Genomic DNA, 19,485 nt, shown 5'->3' on the forward strand with positions numbered 1-19,485 from the left:
TCAGATCCCCTCCCTGTGCTGCATCCACCAGGCGCTCATCGCGGCAGCTGACTCCGCACAGCCGAACCGCGCGCGCCAGCCGAATTCGTCGGCCATTCGCCTCACTGAGAGCGGCGCGCGATCGCCTCCATGAAGCTTGATGAAGGTCTTCTCGCCCGGCTCCGCCAGCCGACACTCCAGCCCGGGATGCAGGGCCGCAAAAGCCTCGCCCCATTGCAGCGCCGACCAGGCCGCGCCGCTGGAGATATTGTAGAGCCGATGGCGCGGCCGCTCGGCTTCGATCAGCACAGCCACGGCCTCGGCGGCGTCCGGCGCGTAGGTCCAATCCTTGATGCCTGGCGCCGGCAGCAGCGCCGGCTCGCTGCGCGCGAATGCGGCTAGAATCTGAAACTGGAGGCTTGGCGTATCGCGCACCTTCCCGATGCGTTCCCACGGACCGAACACTGCGCTTAAGCGCACACTCAGAAAATCGCCTCCCCACAACTCGGCAAGCCGCGCCACGGATCTCTCTGACGTGAATTTGCTGACAGCGTAGAAGGAGACGGGATCGCACGGCGTCTCCTCGTCCAATATCGGATAGCGTTGCCCCGCGGCTCCATAGGCAGATGCTGACGACAGATTGATCACACGCCGAACACCGCGGCGGATCGCAGCGCTCAGAATCGGGAACTGAGCCATCACATTGATCTCGAGAATGCTCGAGGTCGTGGACCGCTCGAGCTGATCCCCGGCAGTTATGGCAGCGCCAAGGACAATCGCGTCAAAGCCCTGCTTTACAAGCGTTTCGATCCTCTCGACGTCCGAGATCTCGCCCTGAATAATCGTGAGCCGCTCCCGGTAGTCGGCAAAGGATCGCTCCGCTCCAGCCGGCAGTTGCTTACGATCATACAGCGTCACCTCATGCCCGCGCGCGAGCAGCACCTCGGCGAGATTGAGGCCGACAAAGCCGGTGCCGCCGAAGATGACGATCCTCATCGCGCGCGATCCACCATCACAGCAGCTCTGCCCCAAAATTCCGTTCGGGATCCATGTCGGCGACGAGCCGGCCGGTCGGCCTGGCCGCCTCGCCGCCGCTGCGCGCGAGGAACTTTCCGCTGCCGGCGCTCGCGAGGCACTTGTCGCCCTCGATGATCACGCGGCCGCGCGAAAGCACCGACACCGGCCAGCCCTTCAGCTTGCGACCCGCGAACGGCGTGTAGCCGGCGAGGTCGTGCATCATCTCGTCCGCGATGGTGACCTCGCGGTTGGGATCCCAGATCGCGATATCGGCGTCGGCCCCGACGGCGATCGAGCCCTTGCGCGGGTGCAGGTTGTAGATCTTTGCCGGGGCGGTCGCGGTCAGCTCGACGAATTTCTCCAGGCCCAGCCGGCCCTTCGACACCATCGCGTCGAACAACAGCGGCAGCCGCAGCTCCAGGCCCGGCAGGCCGTTGGCGACCTGCTTGAAATTCGGATTGGGGCCGGCGCGCAGCTTGCCGGTCTCGTCGTAGCGATACGGCGCGTGGTCCGACGAGATGGTCTGGAGATCGCCGAGCGAGAGCGCCTGCCACAGCGCCTCCTGGTCGGCATGCGAGCGCGGCGGCGGACTGCACATCCACTTGGCACCCTCCGAGCCGGGCTTGTCGAGATCGCCAGCGGTCAGGAACAGATATTGCGGGCAGGTCTCGGCAAAGATCTTGAGCCCCTGCCCGCGCGCGTCGCGGATCACCTTGGCGCCTTCGGCGGTCGAGACGTGGAAGATCATGATCGGCTGGTCGATCAGCGCGGCCATGCCGATCAGCCGGGTGAAGGCTTCGGCTTCCGACACGCGGGCGTGGCTGACGGCGTGGTATTTCGGCATGGTGTAGCCACGTGCGAGCAGCCGCTTCACCATCCAGGCGATGATGCCGTGGTTCTCGGCATGGGCGCACAGCATCGCGCCGGACTGGCGCGCCGCCAGCAGGATGTCGAGCAGCGGCTCGTCATCGACCTTGAGGCGGTCATAGGTCATGAATATCTTGATCGAGGCATGGCCCTGCTTCACCAGCGCGGGAATGTGCTCCTCGACCGTCTCCTTGGTCGCGTCCGCAATAATCATGTGAAAAGCGTAGTCGATCACGGCGCCCTTCTTTGCCAGGGCGTGATAATCCGCGACGACCTCAGGCAGCTTCATGCCGACATGTTGAGCCGCGAACGGAATCACCGTGGTGGTGCCGCCGAAGGCGGCGGAGACGGTGGCGCTCTCGAACGTATCGGCGTTCATGATGCCGGCGGCCGACAGCTGCTCGATATGCGCGTGGCTGTCGACGCCGCCGGGCAGCACCAGCTTGCCGCGCGCGTCGATCTCGCGCTTTGCGGGCGGAAGCCCGCGGCCGATGGCCGCAATGGTCTCGCCGGAGATGGCGACGTCGGCCTCGAAGACGTCGGCCGTGGTGGCGACGCGGCCGCCGCGGATGATCAGGTCGTAAGCGGGTTCAGTCATGAGGCACTCCGTGATAGGCTCAAGGCACGTTCGCTAAATCTCGCAGGAAGATCATCATGTCCCGGCCGCGCATTCTCGTCATCAACCCGAACTCCAACCACAAGGTCACGCAGGGACTGGAGGACGCGTTGAAGCCGCTCGATTTCGAGGGCGGGCCCGAGGTGGTCTGCCAGACGCTGGCCGAGGGTCCGTTCGGCATTGAAAGCCAGGCGGACGCCGATAGCGTTGCGATCCCGCTGCGAAAGCTGGTCGAAAGCGACAACAGCTCGGCCGCCTTCGTCATTGCCTGCTACAGCGATCCCGGACTGCAGGTTTGCCGCGAAGGCACCGACCGCCCGGTGTTCGGCATCGCCGAGTGCGGCGTGCTGACGGCGCTTTCCCGCGCGGAGACTTTTGGCGTCATCGCGATCGCCCAGCGTTCGATCCCGCGTCACATGCGCTATCTCAGGCAGATGGGCCTGACCGACCGCTTTTCCGGCGAGCGGCCGCTGAACATGAGCGTCGCCGAAACCGCCTCGGGCGAAGGCACGCTCGCCAAGATGATCGAGATCGGCCGCACGCTGCGCGACGAGGACGGCGCCCGCGCCATCGTGATGGGCTGCGCCGGCATGGCCCGCCACCGCCGTGCGCTGGAAGACGCGCTGCGGATTCCCGTGATCGACCCGACGCAGGCGGCCGTCACGATGGCGCTGGGTACGGTGCAGTTCTCGGCTCACTAGGCGTCCTTCAGCTCTTTGGAATCCTGGCGCGCGAGCCATTGCGCATGGCTCTCGCGGACAAGAGCAAACGTGTCCCGCTGCGTGGTGTAGAGATTGCCGAACATGCGGCCGATCGGCCGATAGGCGTCGAGATCGACATACATGTTGGCGGTGTCGACTAGCCCCCCGCGGGCGTGAACCCGCACGACCTCGCCAACCAGCAGCTCGCGTTCCGGCGAGAAGGTCAGCACGACATGGCGCCGGCATTCCAGCGCGAAGGGCGCCGCGGCGAGACGCGGCACCTTCACGTCGACCGAAGGTAGCGTCGCCAGGCCCGTCGCGGCGACCTCGCTGTCGCCGGAGGGGAAATCGACCGCGCAGTCGTTCATCGCGCCCGACAGCGCCTCGTCGACCATGTGCACCACGAACTCGCCGTCGCGATGGATGTTGCGGGTGGTGTCCTTCGGCGAGTGATCCGGCTTGTGCTGCAGCCCGAGCACGATCAGCGCCGGACTTTCGGAGAACACGTTGAAGAAGCTGAACGGCGCGGCATTCACCGCCCCGTTCTCATCCAGCGTCGTCACCAGCGCGATCGGCCGCGGCACCACCACGCCGCACAGCAGCTTGTAGCGATCGCGCGGATCGAGTTCACGCAGGGATATGCCCTTGTCAGCCATGGCGTCACTTCTCCGGCGGCGGCACCGCGCCGGTCTGGCTGGTGATCAGACCGTAATGCTCGATGCGGCGATGCCGGGCGAAATCGAAGATCGTGGTCTTGCCGAAAGCCGTGGCATCGAGGTCGCAGGCGTGGACCAGCACCTCGTCGTCCTCCGTCTTGGCCTCGGCAACGATCTCGCCATTGGGATCGACGATCAGGCTGCCGCCGAACAGCGGGTGGCCATCCTCATTTCCGGCCTTGGCCACCGCGACCACCCAGGTCGCGTTCTGATAGGCGCCGGCCTGCACCGAGAGGCGGTTGTGGAACAGGCGCTTCTCGACGCCCTCCTCGCTCTTCTCGGCATTCACCGACGGCGTATTGTAGCCGATCAGCACCATTTCGACGCCCTGCAGGCCCATGACGCGATAGGTCTCGGGCCAGCGGCGGTCGTTGCAGATCGCCATGCCGATGATGCCGCCAAGCTCGCGCCAGACCTTGAAGCCGAGATCGCCCGGCTCGAAGTAACGCTTCTCCAGGTGCTGATGCGAGCGCTTGCTGTCGTATTCCACATGGCCAGGCAGATGCACCTTGCGGTATTTGCCGACGATCCTGCCGGTTTTGTCGGTCAGGATCGCGGTGTTGAAGTGGTGGCCATCGGGCGTCAGCTCGGCATAGCCGAAATTCATCGCCATTCCGTGCTGCGCCGCGCGCTCGAACAGCGGCCTGGTCGCTGCGTTCGGCATTTCGCGCTCGAACCAGATGTCGAACTCGGCGCGGTCCTCGACGTACCAGCGCGGGAAGAACGTCGTCAGCGCCAGCTCGGGATAGACGATCAGGTCGGCACCCTTGCTCTTGGCTTCGTCCATCAGCGCGATCATGCGCTTGACCACGGCCTCGCGGCTGTCGGCTTTCTGAATCGGGCCCATCTGGGCGGCGGCGACATTGACGATGCGCATCAGCGAGTTCCTGGTGATGTCTGGGGGGAAGCGTCGGCTTGCAGGATCTTCCGCGGCGCCGAGCATAACGCGGCTCCGTGCCGATATTCCAGCCAAGCAGCTTTCATGCCGTCCGCCCCCATTCGGCATCCTGCAACAACCGCCAGTTGATCTTGTTGCTGGCGGTTCGCGGCAGGGACTCGACGAAGACGACGGCGCGCGGCGCCTTGTAGCTCGCCATCGCGCTGCGCGCCCAGCCGACGATGTCGCCCTCCGACGTCGTCGCGCGCGCGGCGTCATCGAGCACTACCAGCGCCTTGACGGTCTCACCGCGATAGCCGTCCGGCGCTGAAATGATGCAGCATTCCCGGATGGCGCGGTTCTGGTACATCGCCGCCTCGACCTCGGCCGGCCACACCTTGAAGCCGCTGACATTGATCATCCGCTTGAGGCGGTCGACGGCGAAGAAATAGCCGCCGGCATCGCGATAGCCGAGATCGCCCGTACGCAGGAAGCGCTTGCCGTCGCGCTCGATGAAGGCTTCAGCATCCGCCTCCGGCCTGTTCCAGTAACCCTGCAGCACCTGCGGCCCGTGCACGATGATCTCGCCGACGACATTGTCGTCGAGCTCGACCAGGCTCTCGGGATCGATCACCCGGGCGTCGGTCTCGTGCACGGCGATGCCGAGGCACTGCCGCTTCGGCGCCGCCATCGGATTGAGGTGCGTCGGAGACATCGTCTCGGTCATGCCGTAGCCCTCGACGAAATCGAGCCCAAACCGCCCCTTCAGCCGTTCCGCGACGGCTGTCGGCATCGCCGCGCCGCCACCAGTCAGCACCTTGAGCTTCGCAAAACATTTGTCGCGGAAGCCGGCGCTGGCGAGCACATCCACGATCATGGTCGGCGCAGCGTTCCAGAACGTGACGCCATAGGTCTCGAACAAATCCGACAGCAGATCCTTGTCCCAGCGCGCCATCAGCAGCAGCGTGGCGCCGGAGACGATGGCGGCATTCATCGAGCCCTGCATGCCCGCGACATGGAACAGCGGCATGAAGCCGGTCATCACGTCGCTGCCATTGAGCCGATACCAGCGCGCCTGCAAGACGGCGGTGAACAGCGCGCTGCGATGGGTGTGCATGCACGCCTTGGGCTTGCCTGTTGTCCCTGAGGTATAGGGCAGGATCATCAGATCCGCCGGCCCCGCCTCCATCGCACCCGGCTGCAGGCCCTGCACTATCGCGGGCGACCACGAATACCAGCCCGGCGATGAAGGCGGCTCCAACGGCGCCTCGGTCACGCATGATGGCAGTGTGTCGGGCGTCGCGGCTGGAACTTCGTCGCGGTATTGCGCCACAATCGCATGCGTAATCGCCTCGCCCACAAGCGGTGCAAACACATCGCTTAGCTCGCTGCCGATGATTGCAACCCTGGCGCCGCTGTCCACGGCGAGATACGCGATCTCGGCGGTCTTGTTCATGGGATTGACCGGCACGATCACGGCGTTCGCCCGCATCGTCGCATAGTAAGCGATGACGTATTGCGGCGAATTCTGCAGCGCGATCATGACGCGGTCGCCGCGCTTCACTCCGCAAACGCCTTGCAGAAAGCCGGCCATGGCATCGACCCGGTCGCGCAGCTCGGCGTAGCTCAGGCTCGCCCCGTAGAACATTGTGGCCGGATGCGTTGGCCGTTCACCTGCAGCGCGCGCCAGCGCGTCGTAGAGCGTCCCCTCCGGCATCGCGAGATGCCACGGCTCATCCGCCGGCCAGGCCGGCGAACGACGAGGTGCTGCGTGGTCCGCGATCACCCGTGCTCCTTATCGGCAATTTCGAGGCCGTGGTCGAGCGCATCGAGCAGCAGCGTCGCCTCGCGCTCGGAGATCACCAGCGGCGGCGCCAGGAACAGCGAGGTCTGCTCGCCGCTGGTGCCGATCACGGCTCCGGCTTCCAGTGCGCGCTCCGCGACGCGCGAAGCGATCGGCACCTCGGTGGTGTCGGCATGCCAGCTGCGCCAATCCGGGCCATGCAGCTCCACCGTCCAGTGCAGCCCCTGCCCGGCCACGCGCTGCACGCTGGGGTGCTTTTGCGCTATTGCGAGGAGGCGGCGGGTGAACAGCTTCTCCAGATTCTGCACGTGGTCCAGAATCCTGTCCTCACTGACGACCTTCAGATAGGCGCTGACGGCCGCCATGCTGATCGGATGGCCACGCAGCGTGCCGTAGTTCTGCCAGCTCGTGCCCTTCAGCCGCTCGACGATGTCTTTGGACGCCACGACAGCGGCAACGGCCGCCGCGCCGCCGCCGAGCGACTTTCCGAGCGTCACGATATCGGGCCGGCTCTGCGCGCCCTGGAACGCGAACCAGCGCCCCGCGCGGCCCGCGCCGGTGACGACCTCGTCCGCGATCCAGTAAGAGCCGGCCTGCCGCGCGCAGCGCGCGACCTCGTCCTGATAGGCCCCGTCGTAGTAGATGCCGCCTTGCGTATAGTCGATGATCGTCGCCGCCGTGTCCGAGAGCAGGCGCGGGGCGTCCGCGAGATATTCGCTGGGCGGGGTGTTGATGGCCGGCGCGCCATAGATCGCCCCATCCGGCGCCGGCAGGATCCGCACCGGCGCCATCGGTGCCGGTAGTTTCGAGCCGCCGGCGTGCACCGCAAGGCCACCGTGCCATTGCGGCTGCACCGTCATGCTGCGCGACAGCCCGGTGATGCCGTGATAGGCGCGCTCGCGCGTTGCCAGCGCCGAGCGCTGCGTCAGCGCCTGGCAGAGCGACAGCGCCATGTCATTGGCCTCGCTGCCGCTGATGCAGAAGCGCACCGCGCCGACCCAGTCCTCTTCGCCCTTGAAGGCGGTGGTCATCAGATCGTCGGCGGCCTGCTCGCGGCCAACCCAGGTCCACCCTTCATTGACGACGGGCGTATCGGCCGCGCGGCGGATCGCCTCCACCATTGCAGGATGGCGATGGCCGAGGCCGCCGCCGGTGTTGCTGCCGTCGATCAGCTTGCGGCCGTCCGCAAGGTGAAAGTAGACGCCCTCGCCGCCGACCACGGCCATCGGCGCAGCCTCGCCCGCATTCAGCCCGGTTCGCAACAATCTGCTCATCGCCACTGCCTCACTCCGCCGGAACGGCGCCGTAGCCACCGCCACCGCACATCTCGATCGTGACGAGATCACCTTGCTGCAACACCAGGTTCGACTTGCCGTCGATGGCGACGTTGGCGCCCTGCCGGACCAGCGAGATGCGGCAGGCCTTGCCGGGAGAGCCGCCCTGCATGCCCCACGGCGCCATCACCATGCGTTCGACGCAGGTGGTCAGGTGCATCGAGGGCGCCAGGATGCGGTAGGTGCGGACCGAGCCGTCACCGCCGCGATGCGCGCCCGCGCCGCCGGAATTCCGGCGGATGGCCTGCTGCTCGAGCCGGATCGCGTAATTCGCCTCGATCACCTCGACCGGCGTGTTCGAGGTGTTGGACAGATGCACGCGGGTCGCGGACGTGCCGGCCCGATCGTGCCGCGCGCCTTCGCCACCGCCATGGACTTCATAGAGCATCTTCCACGACCCGTTCGGCCGCGGCTCGGCGAAGAACAGCACACCCGCGGTGGTCGCACCGCCCGCGGACAGGCGCTCGGGAATGGTGTCCTGCATGGCACGGAAAATCGCATCGACGATGCGCATGGAGGTCTCGTGATTGCCGGCGGCAACGGAGGCGGTCCAGCCGGGCTCGAGGATCGAGCCCGGGCGCGTGATGATGGTCAGCGGCCGCAGCGCGCCGGCATTCTGCTGCATGTCGCGCCCACTCATGATGCGCGCGGCATAGGCGACCGCCGAGCGCGCCATGAATGGCGTCGTGTTGCAGAAATTGGAGACGCGGTCGCAACTTCCGGAAAGGTCGAAGGTCGCTTCGTCGCCGCGGATGGTGATCTTGACATGGATGCGCGCCGGCGCGTTGTTCGCGCTGCCGTCGTCGAGATAATCCTCGCCCTCATAGATGCCATCCGGCAGATCGCGCAGCGCTTCCCGCATCTCGATTTCGGAGAGGTCGTGCAGGCGCGACTGCGCCGCCATGAAGACCGCCTTGCCATGCTCGCGGCAGAGCTCGACGATGCGCTTCTCGCCGGCCTTGGTCGCCGCGATCTGGGCAAGAAGGTCGCCCTCGCAGGATTCGGCATCGCGGACATTGGCCTTGAGCAGCTGCACGATCGGCGTGTTGAGGCCGGCTGCCGTTGCGATCAGCACCGGCGGAATCCGCATCGCCTCCTGGAAGGTATCGACCGCCTTGGCGAAATAGCTGCCGGGCCAGGTGCCGCCGATGTCGGGCCAATGCGCGAGGCTGACTGCAAAGGCGACGATCTCGCCGTCGAAGAAGACGGGACGCACGACCTTGACGTCGTTGAGATGATTGCCGCCGAGCGCGCCGACATTGTAGATCACGACGTCGCCGTCGTTCAGGCCATCGCGCGGCATCACCTTCAACAGTTCGGGGATGGTGTAGGCCATCGCGCCGAGATGAATTGGAATGTCGCGGCCCTGCCCGACCAGGCCGCCGTGACCGTCGGTGATCGCGGAGGAGAGGTCGCCGGCCTCGCGCAAGAGCGGCGAGCGCGCCGAGCGCGTCATGACGAGGCTCATCTCCTCGGCCGCGGCGGAGAGCCCGTGCCTGATGACCTCGACGACGAACGGATCGAGCTTCATGCCGCCCTCCGCGTCAGGAACAGATTGCCTGATGTATCGGGCCTCGCCTGCCAGCCCGGCGGCACCACCACGGTCGACCAGGCGTCTTCGATGATGGCGGGACCAATGATGGTCTCCGTGAGCGAGGCGCGGTCGACGATCGCGGTTGCGATGTCGTGGAAGCCGTCGAACGAGCAGGTGCGCGTGGTCATAGACACTGCCCTCGCCGCGGTCGCCGGCCGGCTGACAATTGTCGTTGATGGGCGACGCGCCTGCACCCGCACCGATTCGATGACGCAGGGCTCGCCGGTCGCATAGCCGAACAGCTCATGATGCCGCGTCAGGAAGTCCTGCTTCAGCCTGGCGACGTCGAGCGGCAGCGTGAAGGATACCGGAATGGCGTCGTTCTGCGCCGCGTAGCGCATCAAGGCCACCGGCTCGACCTGGATCTCGGCCTTCGCAACATTGTTGGCGAGAAGCGGCGCCGAGGCATCGGCAATCAGGGCCTCGATCCGTTCCGAGGCGCGGGCGAGATCGATGCCGTCGAGGGCGGCGCGAAGGGTCTGCTGCTGCAGGAAGCTGAAATCGGCGGTGAGGCAGCCCAGCGCCGAGAATGCGCTCGAGGCACTGGGCACGACCACCTCCGCAATGCCGTAGAGATCGGCAAGGCCCGCGGCATGCATCGGGCCGCCGCCGCCGAAGGCCAGCAGCGTGCAATCGCGCCCGTCGATGCCGCACTCGACCGTGACGCGGCGGAGCGCGCGGGCCATGGTCGCGTTCGCGACCTTGATGATGCCGAGCGCCGTCTCCGTCAGGCTCAGCCCGAGCGCGCGGGAAATCGGCGCGATGACGCGCTTTGCGGCCGCGATGTCGATGCCGATGCGGTCACCAAGCTTGGTCTCAGGATTGAGATAGCCGAGCACCGCATTGGCATCGGTGATGGTCGGCTCCGTGCCGCCGCGGCCATAGCAGGCCGGGCCCGGCTCGGAGCCGGCGCTCTCCGGCCCGACCGTCAGCCCGCCGGGACCGTTGCGCACGATCGATCCACCGCCGGCGCCGATCGAATGCACCGCGAGCATCGGCTGGCGCAGCGGCTTGTCGCCGAGCATGCGGCCGTCGGTCATCTCGGCCTGGCCGTCGACGATCAGGCACACATCCGTCGTGGTGCCGCCCATGTCGAAGGTCAGCATCCGCGCGCAGCCGAGCTGGCGCGCAATGCTGACCGACGCCGAGACGCCGGCCGCCGGGCCCGACATCGCCATCACCAGCGGACGCTGCTTCACCGCCGAAATCGGCACCATGGCGCCGGCGGAGTGAAACACCTGCAGGCCGGGCCCGATCGGCAGCCGCTGCTCCAGCTCGCTGAGATATTCCACCGCGATCGGCATCGCGGCCGCGTTGAACACGGTTGCCGAGGTTCGCTCATATTCGCGCGCCTCGGGATTGACCTCGTGCGAGAGCGAGACGTGGGCGACGACGCCCCTGAGCCGCTCGCCCAGCATCTTTTCATGCACCGGATTGGCATAAGCGTGAAGGAGCGCGACTGCGACGCTCTGCACGCCGGTCCCCTTCAGCCACGCCACCAGGCGTTCGACCTCCGCTTCCTCGAGCGCCTTCAGCACCCGCCCCTCATGATCGAGGCGCTCGGCGAGCCCAAAGCAGCGTTCAGGCGGCACCAGAGGCGGCGATTTCGGCGGAATGTCGAGCCGGTAGAGGTCTCGGCGGCGATAGCGCGCGATCTCGAGCACGTCGGCAAAGCCTTCGGTCGCGACCAGCGCCACCTTCGGCAGCCGGTTCTCGACGATCGCGTTGGTCACGCGCGTGGTGCCGTGGACGAAGCGCTTCACCTCGCTCTTGCGAAGGCCGACCGCCTCGATCGCCTCCAGCATCGCTTGCACCGGTGCGTCGGGGCGCGACGGCACCTTCGCAATCCGCGCTTCCGCGGAATCGCGCCGGATCGCGATGATGTCGGTGAAGGTGCCACCGATATCGGTGCCGACCTCCCAATGATTGCCGGGATCGCTCATCTGCACAATCAGCTACGCGTGACGTTCATCATCATTCCCTGTCATGCCATCACGTGCGAGCGTGCGACAGAGCGATGGCCGCGGGATAGGGTCAGAGTTGTCGCAAACCAAAGCGCTAGCAAGCCACCGGCCTTGCGCGGCGCAGCATCGGCTGCACGTTTCCGTGCAGCGCTGCTCGCGCAGAGAGCAGAAGGCCGCGAAGTCAAAATGTGCAGCGCACCCTTGGATTCTTCGAGGCAAATAGAAGCGCCCGTTGCACTGCAATCGGATCGCACAAGGCCGTTTGTCTAATTTGCAGGCGATCGGTCGGCGGTGCGGGAGACAGCACTGACCAAGAGCTATGCACGCAGGTCGGCTCAGCCTCTCTTTATTGTACGGTCGGTAAGCGAGGACATCACCGGCCGCTGGTGGATAACCCGGCGCGCCGAACGGGTCGCGCCGGGTACGGAGATTTCGCGACTGGCTATGCGCTCGCCAGCCATGCCCGCAAGCGCCGCCAGCCGATGACGATGCCTGTGATGGAGAACATCAGCCCGAGCGTACAGAGCCCGACAATGAGAGCGTCACGCAGCCGCGCATGAGCCAGCAGAATCGGGAAATCAAGCGTGTGCAGCGCACTGTAAAGCCAGCGATAGGCGCGGCGCGACGGGTCCAGTCTTTGCAGCAGCTTGCCATCGGCAGCATCGACATCGAACCAGAGATCGCCGCAGGTCGTCCGGTAGACGGGGGCCCCCGGAAGTGCGGATTGCGCCGGATAGTCGTCGTTGCCGGCGAGCAGGAACGGTGCGGCACAGCCGGTGCCAAGGCGCGCCGTCAGGTCGCCGATCTCCTGCCTGTCCAGGTATGACGCCGGTCCATCGCGCGGCGCGTCCCCTGCCCTGATCAACGCCTGACGGCCGAGACCAACCCGGTCGCACCGATAGACATGGCCGTTGAAGGCGAACCATTCGACCTCGCGGGCCAACGGCGATATTGGCTGCGGATCGAGCGACGACGCGTCTCGCCAATCCGGGGCGGCATCGACCACGCCGGCCTCTGTCGGAGTCAGTTGCCCGCGCGAGAACAGGCGGCCGTGATCCATCGACAGCCAGCCGCTGAAGATCCAGGTCAGCACAAACACGGTCGCGACGAGACCGATGATGTGATGCAGGGCGTGCCAGCCACGATAGGGCGACGAGAGCTGGCGTCCCCGTATCTTCACACGCACGATTCCGAGCACCGCACCAAGCAATGCCGCGATTAGGGCCAGCAGCGACAGCGTCCAGACCACGCCATCCCACAGCGCCCAGCTGCTGCGCAGAATTGTCGGATAGATCCAGTGCAGCACGCTGCCGGCCCAGTTCCACGCGCGCTCGCTGCGCGTCGTATCCAGGACGACTTCGCCGGTCAGCGACGAAACGTAGACCTCCGTTCCAGGGGCATCGCCAAGAGCGGCGCGAAACAAGGGGCGATGGCGATCAAAACCGTTCGGCACGCTCCATTGATCGTAATCCGACCGCGCGACGATCGCAGCGCGTACCGCCTCAAGCCCGCGCTGACGTGAATAAGCTTGCACGATGGTGAGCGCGACATCGGCTGATGTCACCGACGCGTCTCCTCCATCGGAGGCGCGAACCGCTCGCGAACCTGTGGAGCCCGAGACGACGTAGACCGGTCCATCGCTCCGCTGGATCAGCCGAACACGCGTGGCATCGGCAATCCCGCTCGCCGCAACGGCGTCCGCGACCGAGATCTTCGTCCCGTCGCGATCGACCGGCACAAGTCCGGCAAATCGCTCCGCTTCCGTCAGCGACGGAAACGGGACGAAGTGCATCACGATTCCCGTCGCGAACCACATCGCGAACAGCAGGCAGAACGCGATGCCGAGCCAGCGATGCGTGAGGACGATCGCGCCCATCATGCGCTCAGGGCCTCACCATTTGAACGCGGCCGAGATCTCGTAGGTGCGCGGCGCGCCCAGGAGGATCTGGTCCGGATAGAACGGATCGCCCCAGATCGCATAGCGCTTATCAGTGATGTTGCGGACACGGAAGGTCAGGCGGGCCTGGTCGACCGCATTGAACGCCGTCTTGGGGATGTCGACGAAGGCGTAGACGTCGGCCACGGTGTAAGCCTTCATCGTCACGACGTTGGCGTCGGTGTTGTAGCGGTCGCCGACATGACGGCCGGTGATGCCAAGCTCCACCGGCCATGGTGTGAAGAAGCGATACGACGCGCCGGCATTGGCGACGATACGCGGCACGTTTGGCGGCGTGTTGCCGGAGAACGAGCCGCCGGCAAAATTGTAGTCGGCATAGCGCGCATCGACATAGGCGATGTTGCCCCACAGCCGCAGCGGCTCGATCGGGCGTATCGAGGCGGCAAGCTCGACGCCTTTCGACTCCTGTCGTCCGGCGATGTTGAGTTGCATGCCGCCGGCGGCCGCATAGACGTTCTTGCGCAGGATGTCATAGGCCGAGAACGACCACTCCGCCCGATTGTCCCAGAACAGGTGCTTGACACCGGTCTCATAGGTGCGCGCGGTGGTCAGATCGAGCGGCTGGGTGGGCGAGAGCAGGAAGATGTTGTTGGCTGCGACGTCGGCGCCGGTGGCGTATTGGCTGAAGAAGGTGAGCCCGGGAACGGCCTCCCAGGTGTAGCCGATGCGCCCCGTGACCGGTGCCCAGTCTTTCGTGAATGGAAAGCCCGCCTTCACGATCCCGTTCTGGTCGGTCGAATTGCGGTCGAGCCCGATATGCTCGACGCGGAGGCCGCCGATCAGCGCGAAGCTGCGCGTCAGCTTGAGCCTGTCCTCGAATGACAGCGCCTCGTTGTCGATGCGCGCGGTCTGCTGCTGTGTCGTGAGCAGGCCGTAGAAGCCGCGGTTGGGGTCGACCAGCGAGACGGAATCGCCGGGAAAGTTTGCCGCGCCGGGCCTGACGAAATCGAGATAGCTCGACGACAGCGTCGTGACCAGCCGGTTGTCGAAGCCCGCAATATTTGTATCCCAGATCAGGTCGGTGATGTTGCCGACCAGTCGCTGACTGTGGGCGACATAGAAACGCTCGCGATCGACCAGGTTCGTGGTGGAATTGAACGCCTCGATCTCGTTATTGAACCAGGTCCGTTCCGCGCCATAGCCATAGGCCTGACTTTTCAGCGTGAGGTCAGGCGCGAGCTTCAGCTCGAAGCCGCCACGCAGCCACACTTCCTGCGCCACGTTGCGGTTATCGAGAACGTTGTAATTGGTGTTGAAGGTGCGGTCGTCGATGGTGACGGCACCGAGATTGGTTCCGTTGTAATTCGAGACGTAATTGCCGGAGACGATCCCCGTCGTCGCATGCGAACCGCTGAAGGCCACCGGCACCAGCGGCGCGCCCCAATAGGCCTTCGAGCGGTCTTCGCGATATTCGACCGCACCCCAGATCCTGAGGCTGTCGGAAACACGGTAGTTGAGCTGGCCGGACGTGCCGAACGTCTTGACATTGGTGTCATCGGCAAAGCCGTTGAGGGCGGAACGGCTGATGTCGAAGCGATAGTCCAGGCCCTGCACATTGGTGCTGCCGCCGGAGCCGTAATGGGCACGGAACGAGTTCAGCGAGTCCCAGGAGAAATCGGCCTCGTTACGGACAGCTCCGGTGTGCGGCTGCTTGGTGACGAAGTTGATCGCGCCGCCCGCGGCGCCCTCGCCCGAAATCAGCGAGGCCGGGCCCTTGAGGAATTCCACCGCCTCAAGGTTGGCGGTGTCCACGATCCGCGAGGTCATGTTCTGCGGACCGATCTTGATGCCGTTGTAGAGCGTGTTGATCTGGCTGTTGGTGAAGCCGCGCATCGAGAAGGCCGAAGGTTCGGCCGGGTTGTCGCCCGAGGTGACGCCGGCGGCGCCCTGCGCCACCTCGGACACGGTGCGATGGCCCTGCTCGCGCATGGTTTCGGCGGAGACAACCTCGACGGTCGCGGGCGTCTGCCGCACCGTCAAGCCGAGCCGCGAGGCGCTTTCGGCAACGGCGTTGGAGTTGAGCGGCGTTTGCGGCGTTGAATCCGGCGTGACGGGTCTTGGCGCTGCGGATACAGCCGCCGGCCTGCGCGCTGCCGCGCGGCGCGCGCCCTGCGCCGTTCCTGCTGCCGGTTTGGCCGGCTTGCGGGCCTGGGCGGGCGACACCTCGACGGGTGGCAGTGACTCTCGGGCCTGCTGCGCCAGAGCGGCCGGCAGACCAAGAGCGGCAAAGGACGTGAACGCGGCGGAGGCAAGCAGGACGCGGCGCGGTCGTGCGATACGGATGGAAGACACAGGTCAAAACCTCGGTATGACGTCAGTGGCACGTCACAGCGAACGAGGTTTCACCGTCGGCCTTAGCCGTCCGATGAAGCCGAATGTCTGTACTCCCCGACCGACATCTTCGCGTGTGACCACGGCTGACGGCAGGTCTCCTGGCTCGCGGGTCGTGACCGCTTCGTCGCCTTCCCGGGACCGAGGACCCAGTGGCTCGTGACGAAGGATTCACCGCTTACAGTTGCGGGGGCAGCCGCGGCATTGGGGACAATTTTCCCCGCACCGCATTCCCTTTTCATTCCCTCTCGGGAAAACCGTCGCGAGCATCTAGGATTACCACCAAGACAGAGTCAATGTGCCAGTTGCGGCGTTGGGGCCACAGCAACCAACTTCCTTGGAGATGAGCATGGAAGGCGAGACCTTCCTCTGGTTGATCAGGCATGCGGCCGTCGCGGGCGTGCCCGGGACGATCCATGCGGCCGATGCGCGGGCCGACCTCGGCGATCACGCTGCATTGGCGGCCCTGAGGCGCCTCTTGCCCGCGGATGTCGCCGGCTATGCCAGCCCATCGCGGCGCACGGTCGAGACGGCGCGCGCCCTGGGACTCGAACCGGAGCTGGTCAGCGAATTCGGAGAGCAGGATTTCGGCGATTGGACCGGCCATCGGCATGACGAGCTCGCCGCGACCGGCGGCGAGGCCTACGCGCAGGTCTGGCGCGATCCCGCGCACGGACGGCCGCCGAACGGCGAAAGCTTTGCGGATCAGGTCGCCCGCGTCCGCCTCGGCCTGGCGCAGATTGGCGCAGGCTCCGCGGCGCTGGTCGTTCATTCCGGCACCATTCGTGCCACGCTCTGCATCGCGCTCGATCTCACACCGGACGCCGCGCTGCGCTTCGTGATAGATCCGCTGTCGCTGACCCGGATCGACCGGCTCGCGGGCGGCTGGCGTGTCGTCTCGGTCAATCAACGCATCAGCTAGGCCGATCCGGCACGTTGGCCTGCGCGAACGTCGCCATGCCGTTGTGAAGTGCGCAGGCCGAGCGCACCAGCGGCAGCGCGATCGCCGCCCCCGACCCCTCGCCGAGCCTGAGATCGAGGCTGATCAGCGGCTGCACATTCAGCGCGCGCAACACCAGCCGATGTCCCTGCTCCGCCGATTGATGCGAGGGCAATAGGAACGGCTGGCAGGACGGGTTGAGGCGCACTGCTGCCAGCGCCGCCACCGAGACGATAAAGCCGTCGATCAACACGGGGATGCGACGTTGCGCAGCCGCGATGATCGCGCCCGAGATCGCCGCGATCTCGAGGCCGCCGACGGCGCACAGGATTTTTTCGGGTGACGCCCCCGCAACGCCGTGATGCGCGATCGCCGCATCGATCACCCGCACCTTGTGCGCGCGGCCCAACGCATCGACGCCGGTGCCGCTGCCCGCGATCTCGTCGGCACTCACACCGAGCAGGCTCGCAGCAATCGCCGCCGACGTCGTGGTGTTGCCGATCCCCATCTCGCCGAAGATCAAGAGATCAGGCCGGCCGGCCTCGGCGCGCACCACCGCGCGCTGCCCGGCCTCGAAGGCGAAGGCCAATTCCGTGGGCGTGAGCGCGGCCTCGACACTGAAATCGCGGGTGCCGCTGCGCGGCTTGTCGGTGACGATTCCCGCGATCTGCGCCTCGGTCAGCGTGCCGGCGTCGACCACCTCGAGGCTCGAACCCAGCTCGCGCGCCAGCACCGAGATCGCGGCGCCACCGGCAGCAAAATTCGTCATCATCGCGATGGTGACGGCTTGCGGATAGGCCGACACGCCCTGCGCGACGATGCCGTGGTCGCCGGCGAAGATGATGATCGGCACCCGCGCGGCGCGCGGTTGCTCGGTGGCCTGCAGGCCCGCAAGCTCGATTGCGAGCTGCTCGAGCCGGCCGAGCGCGCCGGTCGGCTTCGTCAGTTGCGCCTGCCGCGCAATGGCCGCCTCGCGATGAACAGCGGAGACCTCGGGGCAGTTCTGGGTAACCCATTCGGGAAGCATGCTGCTCAACGCCTGCGTTTGATGATGTAGCTGTCCATGATCCAGCCGTGCCGCTCGCGTGCGTCCTGCCGCACGGCGGCAATGCGCGCGCCCAGTTCAGCCAGCGCGCCGGACATGATGATCTGATCGGGCATGCCGAGATAGGCACCCCACCAGATCTGCAGGCCTTCTGGATCCAGCGATTGGAACGCCGTGCCGCCATCGAGCATCACGACGACGGTATCGACGCCCTGCGGCCAGCCGCCTTCGCGCAAGCGCCGCCCCGTCGTGACCAGGAACGGCTCGCCGATGTCGTTGAGCGGCAGCGCATGCGCCGCGCACAGCGCCTGGATCGAGGTGATCCCAGGCACGACCTCGATTGTCGGCAATGGATCGAGCCGCCGCGCAATGCGCAGCGAAGAATCATAGAGCGAAGGATCGCCCCAGATCAGCAGCGCGACCTTGCCCTCATCTTCGAGATGCCCAGCTATCGTCTGCGACCAAATCGCGGCCACCGCATCGTGCCAATCGTCGACGCCCTTGCGGTAGTCCGCCTCGGTCGCATCGCGCACGGGAAGATCGAATTCGGCGATGCGCGTCGTTTTGTTGGTGAGCACACCGGCGCAGATCGTTCGCCTGAGATCGGCGAGATCGGATTTCGCAGTCCCCTTGCGCGGGATCAGGATGAGATCGGCGGCGTTGATGGCGTCAACGGCGGCGCGCGTGAGCTGCGCGGGATCGCCGCAACCGATGCCGATCAGGGAGAGCGTGAGCATCGCGAGCGCGATGGGCGGCCACACCGGCCGCCCATCGCTGATCTCTTACGCCGCGTTGTGCAGGCGCGGGGTGACGAGGCCGGGCGCGGTGACGCCGCGCAGCGACTTCGCCAGCGCCAGCACCGCGAGATCGGCGAGCGGTTCGATCACGATCACCAGCGCATAAGCGGCAGCGAACGTCCCGACGCTGGCGAGGTTGCTCATCGCAAAGCCGGAGCCATAGAGCGCCCAGAACGCCACCCATGCGATCACGCCGGCCTGGTAGGTCGTCGAAAGCGCCAGCGCCTGACCGTATTTCAAATCGACATAGGCGGTGTTGCGAGGGATGATCCGCGTGGCGATCGCCTGGATCGCGAACAGCGGCACTAGCAGCGTGGTGACGTTCATGCCGTATTGCGGCAGATCGACTGGCTCCAGCAGCATGCCCTGAAGCAGCAGGCCAAATGCAAGGCCGAAGGCGGCGGGCGCAGCACCAAAGAGCAGGAACAAGGTCGAGCCGAGGATGAAGTGCACCTCTGATACCCCAACCGGGAAGTGCGGCAGGATCTCGAAGAAGACGAAGACGAGAGCGGTGGTGGCCAGCGTCCGCGCCGCGAACGAGCCGGCGCCCTGCTCGCGCACGGTCTCGACCGCGAGCTTCAAGGCAACGCCGCCTGCGGCGATGCCGGTTGCGTAACTCAACACGAGCTTGGCGCCCGTCACGATCCCGGGTTCGATATGCATGGCTCAATTCCTTTCCGCCGTCACACCCGACGGCCTTGGCCTCAATACGTGCACGGCCGGTCTCCTGGCTCGCGGTTCACTGGGTTCTCCGGCCTTCCCGGACCTTGCGGTCCAGTGGCGGTTCGGAGGCCCTCACCGCTTACAGTCGCGGGGGCGGCTGGGGTTTTGGGCGCCGCAACTGGGTCCGCCCATCCCCATTCCCGATTATGCTCCGGCGCTTTGCGCCGCGTCGAGCACCATGCCGCTCTTGTGTGCCCCTTTCGCATCGCGGGCGTCAAGGGGC

Annotated in this window: 15 protein-coding genes and 2 riboswitches; of the genes, 2 read left to right on the plus strand and 13 right to left on the minus strand. The window is 66.1% G+C overall.

Annotated features, from left to right (window positions below):
* Both I6F24_RS00375 and hydA read right to left on the minus strand, forming a co-directional pair.
* Window positions 1–975 (minus strand): NAD(P)-dependent oxidoreductase, encoded by a 975-nt coding sequence (locus I6F24_RS00375; RefSeq protein WP_036023563.1) that lies wholly within the window; start codon window positions 973–975, stop codon window positions 1–3.
* A 16-nt stretch (window positions 976–991) separates the two neighbouring features.
* Window positions 992–2,461, minus strand: coding sequence for a dihydropyrimidinase (gene hydA / locus I6F24_RS00380; RefSeq protein WP_225141404.1), 1,470 nt, complete (start codon window positions 2,459–2,461; stop codon window positions 992–994).
* Between the two features lie 56 nt (window positions 2,462–2,517).
* Here hydA and I6F24_RS00385 point away from each other — a divergent pair, with 56 nt between their 5' ends.
* Window positions 2,518–3,180: an aspartate/glutamate racemase family protein gene (locus I6F24_RS00385; protein ID WP_225141402.1), complete on the plus strand. Its 663-nt coding sequence runs from the start codon at window positions 2,518–2,520 to the stop codon at window positions 3,178–3,180.
* On the opposite strand, the gene I6F24_RS00390 is transcribed toward I6F24_RS00385, so the two are convergent.
* The 8 genes from I6F24_RS00390 to I6F24_RS00425 all read right to left on the minus strand — a co-directional run bounded on the left by I6F24_RS00390 (window position 3,177) and on the right by I6F24_RS00425 (window position 15,718).
* A complete protein-coding gene (locus tag I6F24_RS00390) occupies window positions 3,177–3,836 on the minus strand; it encodes a flavin reductase family protein (protein ID WP_225141400.1) in 660 nt (219 codons plus the stop codon). The genes I6F24_RS00385 and I6F24_RS00390 overlap by 4 nt on opposite strands.
* 4 nt (window positions 3,837–3,840) lie before the next feature.
* Window positions 3,841–4,773, minus strand: a complete 933-nt coding sequence (locus I6F24_RS00395; protein WP_225141398.1) for an N-carbamoyl-D-amino-acid hydrolase — start codon at window positions 4,771–4,773, stop codon at window positions 3,841–3,843.
* Between the two features lie 103 nt (window positions 4,774–4,876).
* On the minus strand, window positions 4,877–6,559 hold the full coding sequence (locus tag I6F24_RS00400; protein WP_225149772.1) for a long-chain-fatty-acid--CoA ligase: 1,683 nt from the start codon (window positions 6,557–6,559) through the stop codon (window positions 4,877–4,879).
* On the minus strand, window positions 6,556–7,851 hold the full coding sequence (locus I6F24_RS00405; RefSeq protein WP_225149773.1) for an aminotransferase class III-fold pyridoxal phosphate-dependent enzyme: 1,296 nt from the start codon (window positions 7,849–7,851) through the stop codon (window positions 6,556–6,558). Before I6F24_RS00405 ends, I6F24_RS00400 begins: the two co-directional genes overlap by 4 nt.
* A 10-nt stretch (window positions 7,852–7,861) precedes the next feature.
* Window positions 7,862–9,442 carry a hydantoinase B/oxoprolinase family protein gene (locus tag I6F24_RS00410; RefSeq protein WP_225149774.1) on the minus strand — a complete coding sequence of 527 codons (1,581 nt, stop codon included), beginning with the start codon at window positions 9,440–9,442 and terminating at the stop codon, window positions 7,862–7,864.
* Complete coding sequence (locus tag I6F24_RS00415) at window positions 9,439–11,448, minus strand: hydantoinase/oxoprolinase family protein (protein ID WP_225149775.1); 2,010 nt, start codon at window positions 11,446–11,448, stop codon at window positions 9,439–9,441. Before I6F24_RS00415 ends, I6F24_RS00410 begins: the two co-directional genes overlap by 4 nt.
* A gap of 463 nt (window positions 11,449–11,911) precedes the next feature.
* A complete protein-coding gene (locus I6F24_RS00420) occupies window positions 11,912–13,348 on the minus strand; it encodes a PepSY domain-containing protein (RefSeq protein ID WP_225149776.1) in 1,437 nt (478 codons plus the stop codon).
* 12 nt (window positions 13,349–13,360) lie between these two features.
* A complete protein-coding gene (locus I6F24_RS00425; RefSeq protein ID WP_225149777.1) occupies window positions 13,361–15,718 on the minus strand; it encodes a TonB-dependent receptor in 2,358 nt (785 codons plus the stop codon).
* 112 nt (window positions 15,719–15,830) lie between these two features.
* A riboswitch (cobalamin riboswitch) is annotated at window positions 15,831–16,034 on the minus strand.
* A 72-nt stretch (window positions 16,035–16,106) separates the two neighbouring features.
* On the opposite strand from I6F24_RS00425, the gene I6F24_RS00430 reads away from it, so the two are divergent.
* Window positions 16,107–16,679, plus strand: a complete 573-nt coding sequence (locus I6F24_RS00430) for a histidine phosphatase family protein (protein ID WP_225149778.1) — start codon at window positions 16,107–16,109, stop codon at window positions 16,677–16,679.
* Here the strand turns inward: I6F24_RS00430 and cobT are convergent.
* From cobT to I6F24_RS00445, 3 genes are read right to left on the minus strand one after another with little or no spacing between them, the layout of a single operon-like run.
* A complete protein-coding gene (cobT, locus tag I6F24_RS00435) occupies window positions 16,672–17,724 on the minus strand; it encodes a nicotinate-nucleotide--dimethylbenzimidazole phosphoribosyltransferase (protein WP_225149779.1) in 1,053 nt (350 codons plus the stop codon). The two genes, I6F24_RS00430 and cobT, sit on opposite strands and share 8 nt — an antisense overlap.
* Before the next feature lie 5 nt (window positions 17,725–17,729).
* Window positions 17,730–18,479 carry a precorrin-6A synthase (deacetylating) gene (gene cobF, locus I6F24_RS00440; protein WP_225141387.1) on the minus strand — a complete coding sequence of 250 codons (750 nt, stop codon included), beginning with the start codon at window positions 18,477–18,479 and terminating at the stop codon, window positions 17,730–17,732.
* Window positions 18,480–18,524: 45 nt separating this feature from the next.
* Entirely contained in the window at window positions 18,525–19,202 is a 678-nt protein-coding gene (locus tag I6F24_RS00445; protein WP_225111828.1) for an energy-coupling factor ABC transporter permease, read from the minus strand.
* A gap of 36 nt (window positions 19,203–19,238) precedes the next feature.
* Window positions 19,239–19,458, minus strand: a riboswitch (cobalamin riboswitch).
* Between the last annotated feature and the right edge of the window lie 27 nt (window positions 19,459–19,485).

Source organism: Bradyrhizobium sp. BRP23 (assembly GCF_020194135.1).
In the GTDB taxonomy this organism is placed as follows: domain Bacteria; phylum Pseudomonadota; class Alphaproteobacteria; order Rhizobiales; family Xanthobacteraceae; genus Bradyrhizobium; species Bradyrhizobium yuanmingense.